The organism is Pseudomonas sp. DSV-1 (assembly GCF_035830915.1).
Taxonomy (GTDB): Bacteria; Pseudomonadota; Gammaproteobacteria; order Pseudomonadales; family Pseudomonadaceae; genus Aquipseudomonas.
Map to the genome: position 1 here is coordinate 783,192 of NZ_JAYMYG010000001.1, position 13,242 is coordinate 796,433.

Here is a 13,242-nt window from a genome sequence, read left to right on the forward strand (position 1 = left end):
CTGGCCTTATGGTCAAGGATTAAAACACATCAATAGGATAGTCGATGATTACCCGGTACTCATCGACATCATTGTCGACGCTCTGGTAAGCCGTGTTGCCGCGGTTGGTTGCCCAGCGCAGGCTCACTGCCAGATCCTTGGCCTTGCCTTCCTGAAGCACATACTTGAGCCCCAGGTCGCGCTCCCAGTGGTGGGCATTCTTGCCTTCGGGGTTGTACCAGTTGCTGTAGCCGATGCTGTTGGCGTCAGCCTTGGTCAAATCCAGTTCGCCGCGAGAGTACGAGGCGCTGGCCGTCAGCCCGGCAAGGCCAAGCCCGGCGAAGTCATATTCGTATTGCAGCTTCCAGGAGCGCTCATTCGGGCCGTTGAAGTCCGAGTACTGCTGCGAGTTGTCGAGGTATACGCTGTCACCTTGATAGAGATAGTCAAAAGGTGTGTTGCCGTTGACCCGCTGGTAGACCGCCGTCACCTTGTGTCCGTCTACTCCGACTGCAAAGTGCAGGCTGAAGGTGTTGTTGTCGATATCACCCAGCAGCGCCTTGCCGGTGTCCTGGGTGTGATAGAAGTGCAGGCCGGGATTGAGGCTGATGCTCTCGGTCAGTGCATAGGTGTAATCCAGGTCGTAGTAGTACTGGTTCCAGATGTCCTGCAACTGCGCCGCATATAAATTGCTGGTAACGCCGGGCACGCCGCTCCAGGAAGTACCGGCCCAGGTGATGTGCTTGCTGCTCTGATCGCCAAGGTTGCCGTAGGTGGTAGTCAGGCGGCGCATGCCGCTCTGGTTGTAGGGCTTTTCAAAACTGACCTGGCCGCCTTCGAACATCCAGCCATCGACACTGTTGTTGGTCAGGCTGACACCGCGAAAGGTCTGGGGCAGCATGCGGGTTTCGCCGCCGGCAATCACCGGGTTGGTCAAAAACAGGTCGCCTGCCTTGAGCTCGGTATCAAAGGCACGGATTTTCAGTGCCGCTCCGGCAGACGAGAAAGAGGTGGGCGCTTTGCCATTGCCATCACTGACCGGCAGGATGCTGCTGCCATCCGTTCCGCCACCGCCATCGAGCTTGAGCCCAAGCAGGGCGTAGGCATCCAGGCCGAAACCGACCGTGCCCTGGGTGAAGCCCGACTCAAATTTGCCAATAAAACCCTGGCCCCATTCCTTGCTGTCTTCAGCATGGGGGCTGCGGATATCGTGGTTCATGTAGTAGTTGCGAGTGTTGATTTTCAGGCTTGAGCCTTCGATAAAACCGTCTTTTGCGGCGTCGTCACCTGCATGGGCGAAAGGGGGGATCGTTGCAGCCAGGGCAATGAATAACGGACTGAGTTTGAGTGAGTACTTCACCAGTGAGTTGCTCCTTGAAAGTGGCGGCAGTTGTTATTTTGATCAAAAAACAGGTTGTCCCTGATCGCACTCCAGAGAGGCAGTGCTTTTTTTTAAAACAAAAAAAAGCCGCTATGGTAGCGGCTTTTGAAACAATCAGTCATATGCTTGGCAAATGACTGACTGGGTCGGGAAGTCTGGAGGGGGGGAGTCAGCTGTCTTTGGCTTCATCCGAAACGCTGGTTTTGGCTTGTGTTTGCGAGTGGTCGGCGTCGTTTTGATGGCGTGCCGTCAGCTCTGCCTGGTTCTGTTCAAAAGAAGCTGCACGTGCCGCATTTTGTGCGACGAATGCCGGTGATTCTTCCGCCATGGCCAAAGGCGACAACAACAAAGACGACAAAACGAAAACGCTGGCCATACCCATACTGCTGGACATTTCAAAGACCTTCTTGCTTAGCAAGTGCTGTGTGATGGGCTAAATCTATAGTGGCAGGCGGGGTCGAAAAAGCCTTGTTTTAGACAAGGACTTTTGCGTTTTAGGTAACAAATGTGAGGAGTGCGGGCTAGACGCTTTGCCACTGTTGGAGCGGGCTTGCTCGCGATGGCATCACCTTGATTGACCTGGTTGACCTAGGCGTTTGCATCGCGAGCAAGCCCGCTCCCACAAGGTTAAATCGGTAGATAAATCCCGAACGTATTGCGTCCACCGCCGCTGCGTACAAACACTTCGCCACCGTGCATTTGCGCAATGGCTTTGACGATGGCCAGCCCCAGGCCGTGGTTGGCACCACTGTTATAGCGGGCCGCATCTACCCGATAAAAACGCTCGAACAGCCGTGGTAAATGTTCTGGCGCAATCGGCTCCCCAGGATTGCTGACACTGATGGTCACCTGATCCGCCGTGTGGCTGATCTGAACGTCAATCGATTGCCCGGCTTCGGTATGTTGCACGGCATTGTTCAGCAAGTTGATCAGCGCCCGACGCAGGTGGGCTTTTTCGATATTGACCTGGGCATCGCCGCTGACCTTCACCTCAACCTGCGCATCCTCAAGAATGAACTCCAGGTAATCCAGGGTCGTGGCCACTTCGTCTGCCAGGGAGGCGTGGATCAGTTTGTTCGCTTTGCTCCCTTGGTCGGCGCTGGCCAGAAACAGCATGTCATTGATGATGCTGCGCAGGCGCTCCAGTTCCTCGAGGTTGGATTGCAGCACCTCGAAGTAGTGCTCGGCCGAACGTCCCCGCGTCAGTGCGACCTGGGTCTGGCCAATCAGGTTGGTCAGCGGGGAGCGCAGTTCATGGGCCACGTCGGCATTGAATGACTCCAGGCGGGTGTAGGCCTGCTCGACCCGGTCCAGGGTGGCATTGAAGGCACTCACCAGTTGGTCCAGCTCCGGCGCCAGCGGCGCAAGGTGCAAGCGCCCGGACAAGCGCGGCGGAGCCAGTTTTTGCGCTTCCTGGGATAAATCGTTCAACGGTTTGAGACCAATGCGCGCCACCCAATAGCCGAGCAGCGAGGCCAGAAGCACGCCAACAGCCGCCAGGCTGACCAGCGCGATGAGCAGGTGGTGCTGGGTCTGGCGAAAGGTGTGCGTATCGATGGCAATCAAAAAGCGCAGTGCCGGGCGCTGTTCCTTGGCTGCAATCTCGCTGATGAGTACCTTGAACGGGTCAGCCTGGCCAGGCAGCCGCAAGTCCCGCACGCCGATCGGGCCTTGGGCGAATTCGCGCACTGTGGCCTCGGGGTTGCCGTATTCATAGGACGGGTCAGCGCTGATGGCCCAGAACCGGATGCGTTTGTCCTCTTCACTGAGCAGCTTGAGCTTGGCGCTGATCTTGGCCCAGTGTTCGGGCGTGCCGTAACGATTGACGGACGATTCCAGCACGCTGTATCGCGCATCCAGTTCCGCTTCGGGCAGGCGCCCGATGCTTTTGTCGACCTGCTGGTAAAGCGCTCCGCCAATCAACACAAACACCAGCAGTGCGACGAGGGCGAACATCGCACTCAAGCGCATGGCGATGGAGTCCAGGGCTTTGATCCGCTTAATCACCGCGCCGCTCCAGCACATACCCCATGCCACGGATGGTGTGCAGCAACTTGTGCTCGAACGGTCCGTCGAGCTTGGCGCGCAAGCGCTTGATCGCCACTTCGACCACGTTGGCATCGCTGTCGAAATTGATGTCCCAGACCATCTCGGCAATGGCCGTCTTGGACAGGATTTCACCCTGGCGCCGCGCCAGTACGCTAAGCAACGAAAACTCCTTGGCGGTCAGGTCCAGGCGGGTTCCGGCGCGACTGGCCTTGCGGCTGATCAGATCTATCCACAGGTCGTCGACAGTGACCTGCACCGGTTCGTGACCACCACCGCTGCGACGGGTCAGGGCTTGCAGGCGGGCCACCAGTTCCAGAAATGAAAACGGTTTGCCCAGATAGTCGTCGGCGCCTTCACGCAATCCGCGAATCCGGTCTTCGACCCGCTCCCGTGCCGTCAGCATGATCACCGGGGTTTGCTTGCGCCCGCGCAGGGCCCTCAGTACCCCGAAGCCATCGAGGCCGGGCAGCATGACATCGAGCACGATCACCGCGTAATCGCTCTCCATCGCCAGGTGCAGACCTTCGATGCCGTCGCGGGCAACATCCACCGTATAACCTTGCTCGGTCAGCCCGCGGTGCAGGTAGTCGGCGGTTTTCTCTTCATCTTCAACGATCAGAACGCGCATAACCTGCCTCAGTGATCGGTTTGGAACGATGGAACAGCCGCTCAAGCCACAAGTATATGACCGGCGTGGTAAACAGGGTCAGGGCCTGGCTCACCAGCAGCCCGCCAACCACGGCAATCCCCAGGGGCTGGCGCAGTTCTGCGCCGGTGCCATAGCCGAGCATCAGCGGCAAGGCGCCGAGGAGGGCGGCGAGGGTGGTCATGATGATCGGCCGGAACCGGGTGATACAGGCTTCATAGATGGCATCTTCCGGGCTCAGGCCGCGATTGCGCTGGGCATCCAGGGCAAAGTCGATCATCAGGATGCCGTTTTTCTTGACGATACCGATCAGCAGCACCAGCCCGATCAACGCCATGATTGAAAAGTCCTGCCCGCATATCCACAGCATCAGCAGCGCACCGAGCCCGGCTGATGGCAGGGTCGAAATGATCGTCAACGGGTGTACAAAGCTTTCATAGAGCACCCCCAGAATGATGTACACCGCCACCAGCGCCGCCAGGATCAGCCACGGCTGGCTGGCCAGCGAGCTCTGGAACGCCTGTGCGGCGCCCTGGAAGTTGCCGCTGATGGTGCTCGGCATGCCGATTTCGTTTTTCGCCTGATTGAGCATCAGCACGGCATCGCCCAAGGCCACGCCGGGCGCGAGGTTGAACGACAGGTTGGCTGCCGGGAACATGCCGTCATGACTGATCGAAAGCGGCCCGCTGGCAGGCGCGTCTACCTTGGCCACGGCAGACAGGGGCACCATGTCCCCGGTCAGCGGCGAGCGCAGGTAGAAGTAGCCCAGGCTTTCGGCTTTGCCTCGCTGCTGCGCGTCCACCTCCAGAATGACGTTGTACTGGTTGGTCTCGGTCTGGAATTCATTGACCTGGCGTTGGCCGAACGCGTCGTACAGCGCTTCATCGACATCGGTGGCGGTCAGGCCGAAGCGGGCTGCAGCGTTCCGGTCGATGCTGATGTGGGTGATGCTGCCGCCCAGTTGCAGGTCGTTGGACAAGTCGCGAAAGGCCGGGTTGGCGCGCAGTTTTTCGGTCAGGCGCTGGGTCCAGGTGGTGAGCGTCGGGCCGTCGTTGCTTTTGAGCACGTATTGATACTGGCTGCGGCTTGGCCCCGAACTGAGGTTGATGTCCTGGCCTGCGCGCAGATACAGCACGATGCCCGGCACCTTGGCCAGTTGCGGGCGAATCCGGTCGATAAATTCGCTGGCCGACACATCGCGCTGGCTCCGGTCCTTGAGGGCAATCCAGAAGCGGCCGTTGGCGATGGTCTGGTTGCTGCCGGTGACGCCCACGGAGTGGGAAAAAGCCTGGACCGCAGGGTCGTTGCTGATGATGTTGGCCAGCGCCAGATGCTTTTGTGTCATGTCAGGGAACGAAATGTCGGACGCCGCTTCGCTGGTGCCGAGCACGAAGCCGGTGTCCTGTACCGGGAAGAAACCCTTGGGGATCAGCACGTACCCGGCGATGGCCATGGCCAGCGTCACGCCAAAAATGCCGAGCATCAACCGCTGGTGCGCCAGGGCGCGCTTCAAGATCTTTTCGTACCCCGCCAGCAAGCGTTCGCCAAAGCCCGGCCTGGCATCTGGCTTGTGCACCGGCGAGCGCATAAACAGGGCCGCCAGCGTCGGAGCGAGGGTCAGTGACACCAGTACCGAAATCAGGATGGTCGAGGTCGCTGTCAGGGCGAACTCCTTGAACAGCCGCCCGACCACGCCGCCCATAAACAGCAATGGAATAAACGCGGCCACCAGCGAAAAGCTGATGGAGACCACGGTAAAACCAATCTCGCTGGAGCCCTTGATCGCGGCGTCGCGCATGCTTTCGCCTGCTTCCAGATGGCGGTGAATGTTCTCCACCACCACGATCGCATCGTCGACCACAAACCCCACGGCGACCACAATCGCCACCAGTGTCAGGTTGTTGAGACTGAAGCCCAGCACATACATCAGGGCAAAGCTTGCGATCAGCGAAACCCCGAGCACCGCCGACACAATCAGGGTGGCGGACCACTGGCGCAAAAACAGCGCCATCACCGCAACCACCAGCAGCACGGCAATCAGCAGGGTGATTTCAACCTCATGCAAGGACGCGCGAATGGTCTTGGTGCGGTCACTCAGCACGGTCACTTCGACGGAGGCGGGGAGCATGGCTTGCAGGCCGGGCAGGGCGGCCTGGATGCGGTCTACGGTTTCAACGATGTTCGCCCCCGGCTGGCGGGAGATCACCAGATTCAGGCCCGGCTGGTGCCCGGACCAGGCTTGTACGTAATCGTTTTCTGCACCGTTGACCACTCGCGCCACGTCGCGCAGTTGCACGGGCGCGCCGTCCTTGTACGAGACGATCAATTGGCCGTATTCGTCCGCATCAAACAACTGATCGTTGGTCGACAGGGTGGAGATGCTCGACGGGCCGTACAGCGCGCCCTTGGCCAGATTGAGGCTGGTTTGCTGGATAGCCAGGCGAATATCGGCCAGGGTCAGGCCAATGGCAGCCAGCTTGTCGGCCGAGGCCTGGACCCGGATCGCCGGGCGTTGCTGGCCGGTGATGTTGATCAGGCCCACGCCATCAATCTGGCTGATCTGGCGTGCCAGCAGGGTTTCGACGTAATCGCTGAGTTCTGTGCCGGGCATGTTCAATGAACTGATGCTCAGTATCAGCACCGGGCTGTCGGCCGGGTTGACCTTCTTCCAGGTCGGCAGGGTCGGCATGTCCTTGGGTAACTTGCCGGACGCGGTGTTGATGGCCGCCTGAACCTCTTGCGCGGCGGTGTCGATGCTTTTGTCGAGGGTGAATTGCAGGGTCAGGGTGGTCGAGCCCAGCGCGCTGCTGGAGGTCATCTGGGTCATGCCGGGGATGGCGCTGAACTGCACTTCCAGCGGCGTGGCCACGGACGATGCCATCGTGTCCGGGCTGGCGCCCGGCAGCTGTGCCGACACCTGGATGGTCGGAAACTCGGCTTCGGGCAATGGCGCGATTGGCAGGCGTGGAAAGGCAATCAGCCCCACGAGCACCAGTGCAAACGTCAGCAGCACCGTGGCGACGGGGTGGTCGACGCACCAGGCGGACAGCGAGCGGCTGTTGGTCATGGCTGCACCTGAGCGGGCGTTGGCTCACTCAATATTTCAACCCGCGAGCCTGGCTTGAGCCGCGACTGGCCATCGCTGACCAGTGTGTCCCCGGGATTGACGCCGGTGATGATGCTCTGCTCGGTGTCTTGATAGACCAGCAGCACAGGCACCGTTTCGACCTTGTCGGCCTGGACCCTGTACACGAAGTAGTTGTCCAGCCCGCGCTGCACCACCTGAGGCGGGACCACCAGCGCATTTTTTGCCAGCCCTGACTGGATCTGGACATTGACCAGCTGGCCGGGCCAGAGGGTTTGTTTGGGGTTGTCGAACTGGGCTTTGACCTTGATCGTGCCAGTGGTTGCCGAGACCTGATTGTCGATCAGGCTCAAGCGGCCCTCACCCAGCGGCGTGCCGGTGCTGTCGGCGTTGCCGATAAAGGCTTTGACCCGGGCCGGGTCTTTGGCCGTGAGCAAGTCGTGCAACAGGGGGAGCTGTTGTTGGGGCAGCGAAAACTCTACGGCGATGGGGTCGATCTGGGTGACGGAAAACAGCCCCTGAGAATCACTGACCCGCAGGAAGTTGCCCGCGTCTACCGTTCGAATCCCCACGCGGCCGGTGACGGGTGATTGAATTTGCGTGTACGACAACTGCACCTGCGCCGCCGTAATAGCCGCCTGATTACCTTGCGCCGACGCCTTGAGCTGGTTGACCAGCGCTTGTTGCTGATCGAGGGTTTGCCTGGATACGCCGTTGTCCACGCTCAACAACTGGTAGCGCTTGAGGTCGACCAATGCCACTTGCAGCTGCGCCTGATTCTGTCCCAGTTGGGCCCTGGCCTGGTCGAGGCTGGCCTTGATCGAGCGGTCATCCAGGGTTGCCAGAAGATCGCCAGCCTTGACCTCCTGGCCTTCCTTGACCCGTATCTCGGTGAGAATGCCGTCGATTTGCGGGCGGATCATCACGCTGTGCAGTGACAACACTGCGCCAATCCCGCTGATATAGCGCGGTACGTCTTGTTGCAGCACTTGAACAACCCGTACCGGCACTGGAGCTGCGCCCGCGGACTTGCCGGGTGTGGGGCGGTTGAGCCAAAAGAGTGAAGCACCGATCAGGGCTACAACGAGGGTGCCCAGCAAGATTTTTCTAGTTGTGGTCGGCATGCCGGATAGACGCCATGTGCGTGGAGTGGGGGCTGATCATTCAGTTATAGCGCGTCGACCCGGTCAGCACGGTGACGGCAAACTGACAGTGCTGACAGTTAGCCCTGGGTAAAACACCCTGCTGGTCATTTTGGTGGGAGCAGATTGATGATTTTTACGACCAGTGAGTGCAACGCACAGGGGGCGCGCAGGTATACTGCGCGGCATTGCGCCACTTGGCCTGACTTTTTACCGCATTTCGGAGCTTTCATGACTACTCCTACACAATCGACGGCTCCTGATGCCTTGGACGCTGAACTGGTTGAGAATGAAACCACTGTGGAGACCCCGAAAAAACCGGTCATCCCGGCGTTCACTTTCCCGTTCAAGCCTTCCGAGTTTGCCAAGGCCAAGTCCCAGGGCAAGGCGTACTACCAGAAAAGCGGCCTCGGCGGCCACGACACAACCCCGGGCGCACCGCCACACGGCACCCGTAAAACCATGGGCAAGCGCTGATTTATAGCTCGATGCGCTGTACCTGAATCATCCCGGCCCGTTCGTACAAACGGCGGGCCCTGGTGTTGCCCTCCATGACCTTCAGGTCAACCCAGGGCTCACCGCGATGTGCGTACACCGCAAACACCTTCGCCAGCAGCGCCTGGCCAATGCCTTGCCCTTGATGCCGGGCATGCACCACCAAATCCTTCAGATAAGCGCTGGTCCAGCCTTGCGCAACCCCCACCACAACGCCTGAACGCAGTGCGATCAAGCACAGCTGCGGGTCGAATTCGGCGTCGTGCAGCAGGCTATGGCTCCACTCCCCGAACGAATCAACATGGCCACTGCCGTCGCTGTAGCCCTGGCTAAGCAAGGCATGCACCGGTTGCAACAGGTCATCGCTCAGGGGCACAAGGCTTACATCTTCAGGTCCGGGCGCGGCTGCCAGCGGGCGGGTCAGGTCTTTGCGCAACAGCAGGCAGTAATCGCTCATGTCCCTCAGTAACCTTGCTCGGCAACGGTGCGCGCCGCCAGGATCAGGCACTGTGTCAACTCGGGTGACGAGAACTTGGTCAGCACCGCATTGGCCCCGGCCAGACGGGCTTTTTCGCTGTTCATCGAGCTGTTGAGCGAGGTGTGCAGCAGCACATAAAGGTGTGCAAAGTCCGGGGTGTCGCGCACGGTGCGGGTAAAGGCATAACCGTCCATTTCCGACATCTCGATATCGGACACCAGCACATTGATCTGGTCCGGTGTGCCTTGCAGTTCCAGCAGGCGTTCGATGGCTTCCTTGGCGCTGCGCGCCGTGTGGCAATGCAGGCCAAGATTGCGCAGGGTAATGACCGATTGTTGCAAGGCCACCTGACTGTCATCGACGACCAGGATCCGGGCGTTGGCCAGCAGTCTGGAGTCTTCCTTGCTGAGGTCCTGGTCGGCGTCTTCGACTTTTGCCGGAGCGATGCCGTGGATCACCTTTTCGATATCCAGCACCTGCACCAGCACGCCGTCGACCTGGGTGACACCGGTGATGTACGAGCGTTTGCCGGAGCCATAGGGCGGCGGGCGAATGTCCGTGCTCAGGCAATGCACGATTTTGCTCACGGCTTGAACATGCAGGCCCTGCTTGGAGCGGCTGACATCGGTCACGATCAGGCAGCCGCCATCCGGGTCGAGCAGCGGTTGCTCGCCGATGGCCCGGCTTAGATCAATCACCGACAACGCCGTGCCACGCAACACCGCAATGCCTTTCACGTTGGGGTGCGACTCGGGCATTTTGGTCAGCGGCGGGCAGGGAATGATTTCACTGACCTTGAGCAGGTTGATCGCCAACAACTTGCCGCTGCGCAGAGTGAAGAGCAGAAGGGAAAGTGAGTCTGCGCGGGCATTGTTCGATGACATAAAAACCTTCTGTGGTGGGAGCGATACAGGGTTATCGACCTTAACGCAGTTTCCTGTAGCCGCTGACGAGGTACGAGGCTGCGATGTGGGCCGCAGGACCACCGCTTAGGGCCGCTGCGCAGCCCATCGCAGCCTCGTGCCTCGTCAGCGACTACAGGTTCAGCGGCTTACTTGAGGCCCAGTCGTTTGGCCATGCGCCCCAGATTCGCCCGGTCCAGGCCCAATTCCCGCGCAGCACTGGCCCAGTTGTGTTGATGGCGTTCAAGGCAGGCGCTGATCAGCTGGCGCTGGTAGTTCTCTGTCGCCAGGCGCAAGTCGCCAATGGTCTGCAGTGCGCCCTGAGGCTCAATCACCGCAGCGCTTGGCGGGGTGGTTGGCAAGTCCAGGTCGGCGGCGGTCAGGGTCAGAATGCGTGGTCGCGTGCTGCAACTGCCCAGGGCTTTAAGGGCGCTGCGGCCAATCAAGTGCTCCAGCTCGCGCACATTGCCAGGCCAGGAATACTGCACCAGTGCAGCTTGCGCGTCCGGGCTCAGGCGCAGGCTGCCAAGGCCCATGCGCGAACGGTTTTGTTCCAGGAAAAAACCGCTCAACAACAGCACATCCCGCCCGCGCTCACGCAATGCCGGCACCCTGATCGGGTAAACACTCAGGCGGTGATAAAAGTCCGCCCGCAGGCGCCCGCTGCGCACTTCTTCGGCCAGGTCGCGGTTGGTTGCCGCGATCAGCCTCACGTCGACCTGGTGCTCCTGATCCGAGCCCAGGCGCTGCAACTGCCCGCTTTGCAGCACCCGCAGCAACTTGGCCTGCACGGTCAGTGACAGCTCGCCCACTTCATCCAGAAACAGGGTGCCACCGTTGGCCAGTTCGAATTTTCCGCGCCGGTCATTGGTTGCCCCGGTGAAGGCGCCGCGCACATGACCGAACAGTTCGCTTTCAACCAGGGTGTCGGGCAGGGCGGCGCAGTTCAGGCTGATCAGCGGTTTATCCGCCCGTGGCGAGGCGGCGTGAATGGCCTGTGCCACCAGCTCCTTGCCGACACCGGTTTCGCCGGTGATCAGCACCGTCAGGTCACTGCCGCCCACCAGCGCGATTTCTTCAAGCAGGCGTTTGTGAATCTTGCTCTGGCCGATCAGTTCTTTATTGGGTGAACCGTTGGCCTGTCGATAGAGTTCGGCTTTCTGTTGTTCATCTTCCACCCGCAATGCCAGGCGCTCGATGCGTTGAGCTACGTTGACCGTGGCTGCGGCCAGACTGGCAAAGGCCTGCAGGTCGTCCAGCTCGATCGGCTCAAAGCGTTTTGGGTCCAGGGCATCAAGCGTCAGCAGTCCCCAGGGACGCTCGTCCACGAACAGCGGGCAGCCCATGCAGTCGTGAACCTCCAGGTGCTCCGCCAACCCGTCTACCAGCCCGTCATAGGGATCTGGCAGTTCGCAATTACTGGGGAAGCGTGTCGGGCCAGGGCTGGCGAGCAGTGCTTCAAAGCGCGGGTGCTCGCTCACTTTAAAGCGCCGCCCCAGGGTGTCCAGGCTCAAGCCGTCGACCGCCAGCGGCACCAGCCATTCACCGTCCAGGCGCAGCAGTGCCGCCGCATCGCAGGGGAGCAGGGCGCGCAAGGCTTGCAGCAGGCGTCTATAGCGTTCGCTTTCGGGCAGATCGCGGGACAAGTCGGCCACAAGCGGTAGCAAGGTGGTGAGTAGCAGTTTTGCAGTCATTTTGACCTCGTATAGTCGTTATGACTATAAATCAGATTGAGTCAAAATGACTATATGTGTTCTAACTCATTGATTTTAAACGGTTTAAATGTTGGCACGAAAGCTGATAGGTAAAGGGTAATTGCTAAAGCCTACGTGCCCAGGAGTTACCTTATGCTTACTGCTCAGGATCGTGCCATCGTTAAATCCACCGTGCCATTGCTGGAAAGCGGCGGTGAGGGGCTGATCACTCATTTCTATCGCATGATGCTGTCGGAGTACCCGCAGGTGCGCTCGCTGTTCAACCAGGCCAACCAGGCCAGTGGCGACCAGCCCCGTGCATTGGCCAACGGCGTATTGATGTATGCACGGCACATCGACCAGCTCGACCAGTTGGGCGATCTGGTGGCCAAGATCATCAACAAGCATGTTGCGCTGCAAATCCTTCCTGAGCATTACCCGATTGTCGGCAGTTGCTTGCTGCGGGCGATTGAGGAAGTTCTGGGCAGCGATATCGCGACCCCTCAAGTATTGAGTGCCTGGGGCGCGGCCTATAACCAGTTGGCCGATATCCTGATCGGTGCGGAAGCCGCCATCTACGACGAAAAAGCGGCTGCCCCCGGCGGCTGGCGCGGCGGGCGAGCGTTCAAGCTGGCGGCCAAGATCCAGGAAAGCGCTGAGATCACCTCGTTTTACTTCCGTCCGGTCGATCAGCAGCCAATCCTTGAATTTGCTCCGGGTCAGTACATCGGCCTCAAGCTGATGATTGATGGTCAGGAAGTGCGCCGCAATTACTCACTTTCTGCGCTGGCCCAGGTCGGTCGCTACCGCATCAGCGTCAAGCGCGAGAGCGGCGGGGTCGTCTCCAGCTTCCTGCATGACCGGATGAACGTAGGCGACACCCTGGAACTGTTCCCGCCTGCGGGCGACTTCACCCTGACCGACAGCGAAAAACCGCTGGTGCTGATCAGCGGTGGCGTGGGTATTACGCCGACCCTGACGATGCTTGAGGCTGCGTTGGCGACTCAGCGTCCGATTCACTTTATCCACTGTGCCCGCAATGCCGATGTGCACGCCTTCCGCACCTGGGTAGATGAACTGGCCGATCAGCACCCTCAATTGAAGCGTTTTTACTGCTACGACGAGCAGGGCGATTCTGCAAATCATGTAGGGCTTTTGACTGAGGAAGTGCTGGCGCAATGGTTACCGCAAGAGCGCGACCTGGATGCATATTTCCTGGGGCCCAAAGGCTTCATGGGGGCGGTCAAGCGTCACCTCAAAGCACTGGGTGTGCCTGAGAAGCAAAGCCGCTACGAGTTCTTCGGCCCGGCGGCAGAGCTGAAGTAACCTTAATCCCCCATTAATCCCCTTGCGCGACCTTTCCGGTAACGTTCAGATACATCCAGGCATCA

The 13,242-nt window shown here is 59.8% G+C and carries 12 protein-coding genes; 3 read left to right on the forward strand and 9 right to left on the reverse strand.

Going from position 1 to position 13,242, the window contains the following annotated elements; translation table 11 throughout:
* Nucleotides 1–19 precede the first annotated feature (19 nt).
* Nucleotides 20–1,339, reverse strand: a complete 1,320-nt coding sequence (locus VSQ83_RS03715; protein WP_219260907.1) for an OprD family porin — start codon at nucleotides 1,337–1,339, stop codon at nucleotides 20–22.
* A gap of 14 nt (nucleotides 1,340–1,353) precedes the next feature.
* Here VSQ83_RS03715 and VSQ83_RS03720 point away from each other — a divergent pair, with 14 nt between their 5' ends.
* Nucleotides 1,354–1,497, forward strand: a complete 144-nt coding sequence (locus VSQ83_RS03720; RefSeq protein ID WP_326425326.1) for a hypothetical protein — start codon at nucleotides 1,354–1,356, stop codon at nucleotides 1,495–1,497.
* 32 nt (nucleotides 1,498–1,529) lie between these two features.
* Here the strand turns inward: VSQ83_RS03720 and VSQ83_RS03725 are convergent, their stop codons facing one another.
* The 5 genes from VSQ83_RS03725 to VSQ83_RS03745 form a co-directional block, all read right to left on the reverse strand.
* Nucleotides 1,530–1,754: a hypothetical protein gene (locus VSQ83_RS03725; RefSeq protein ID WP_133078929.1), complete on the reverse strand. Its 225-nt coding sequence runs from the start codon at nucleotides 1,752–1,754 to the stop codon at nucleotides 1,530–1,532.
* Between the two features lie 233 nt (nucleotides 1,755–1,987).
* Nucleotides 1,988–3,331: a heavy metal sensor histidine kinase gene (locus VSQ83_RS03730; protein WP_326427677.1), complete on the reverse strand. Its 1,344-nt coding sequence runs from the start codon at nucleotides 3,329–3,331 to the stop codon at nucleotides 1,988–1,990.
* Between the two features lie 28 nt (nucleotides 3,332–3,359).
* The gene (locus tag VSQ83_RS03735) at nucleotides 3,360–4,037 is read right to left on the reverse strand and encodes a heavy metal response regulator transcription factor (RefSeq protein WP_133078930.1); all 678 of its coding nucleotides are present in this window, start codon (nucleotides 4,035–4,037) and stop codon (nucleotides 3,360–3,362) included.
* Entirely contained in the window at nucleotides 4,018–7,122 is a 3,105-nt protein-coding gene (locus VSQ83_RS03740) for a multidrug efflux RND transporter permease subunit (protein ID WP_326425328.1), read from the reverse strand. The genes VSQ83_RS03735 and VSQ83_RS03740 overlap by 20 nt, the downstream gene beginning before the upstream one ends.
* Entirely contained in the window at nucleotides 7,119–8,264 is a 1,146-nt protein-coding gene (locus VSQ83_RS03745; RefSeq protein WP_326425330.1) for an efflux RND transporter periplasmic adaptor subunit, read from the reverse strand. Before VSQ83_RS03745 ends, VSQ83_RS03740 begins: the two co-directional genes overlap by 4 nt.
* A 249-nt stretch (nucleotides 8,265–8,513) precedes the next feature.
* On the opposite strand from VSQ83_RS03745, the gene VSQ83_RS03750 reads away from it, so the two are divergent.
* Complete coding sequence (locus VSQ83_RS03750) at nucleotides 8,514–8,759, forward strand: hypothetical protein (RefSeq protein ID WP_219260904.1); 246 nt, start codon at nucleotides 8,514–8,516, stop codon at nucleotides 8,757–8,759.
* A 1-nt stretch (nucleotide 8,760) separates the two neighbouring features.
* On the opposite strand, the gene VSQ83_RS03755 is transcribed toward VSQ83_RS03750, so the two are convergent.
* The 3 genes from VSQ83_RS03755 to norR form a co-directional block, all read right to left on the reverse strand.
* Nucleotides 8,761–9,234 (reverse strand): GNAT family N-acetyltransferase, encoded by a 474-nt coding sequence (locus VSQ83_RS03755; RefSeq protein WP_326425332.1) that lies wholly within the window; start codon nucleotides 9,232–9,234, stop codon nucleotides 8,761–8,763.
* Between the two features lie 5 nt (nucleotides 9,235–9,239).
* Entirely contained in the window at nucleotides 9,240–10,139 is a 900-nt protein-coding gene (locus VSQ83_RS03760; RefSeq protein ID WP_326425334.1) for a chemotaxis protein, read from the reverse strand.
* Between the two features lie 167 nt (nucleotides 10,140–10,306).
* Nucleotides 10,307–11,851 (reverse strand): nitric oxide reductase transcriptional regulator NorR, encoded by a 1,545-nt coding sequence (gene norR, locus VSQ83_RS03765; protein WP_219260902.1) that lies wholly within the window; start codon nucleotides 11,849–11,851, stop codon nucleotides 10,307–10,309.
* A gap of 153 nt (nucleotides 11,852–12,004) precedes the next feature.
* Between norR and hmpA the strand changes: the two genes are divergently transcribed.
* Nucleotides 12,005–13,177: an NO-inducible flavohemoprotein gene (gene hmpA / locus VSQ83_RS03770; protein WP_133078936.1), complete on the forward strand. Its 1,173-nt coding sequence runs from the start codon at nucleotides 12,005–12,007 to the stop codon at nucleotides 13,175–13,177.
* Nucleotides 13,178–13,242 lie beyond the last annotated feature (65 nt).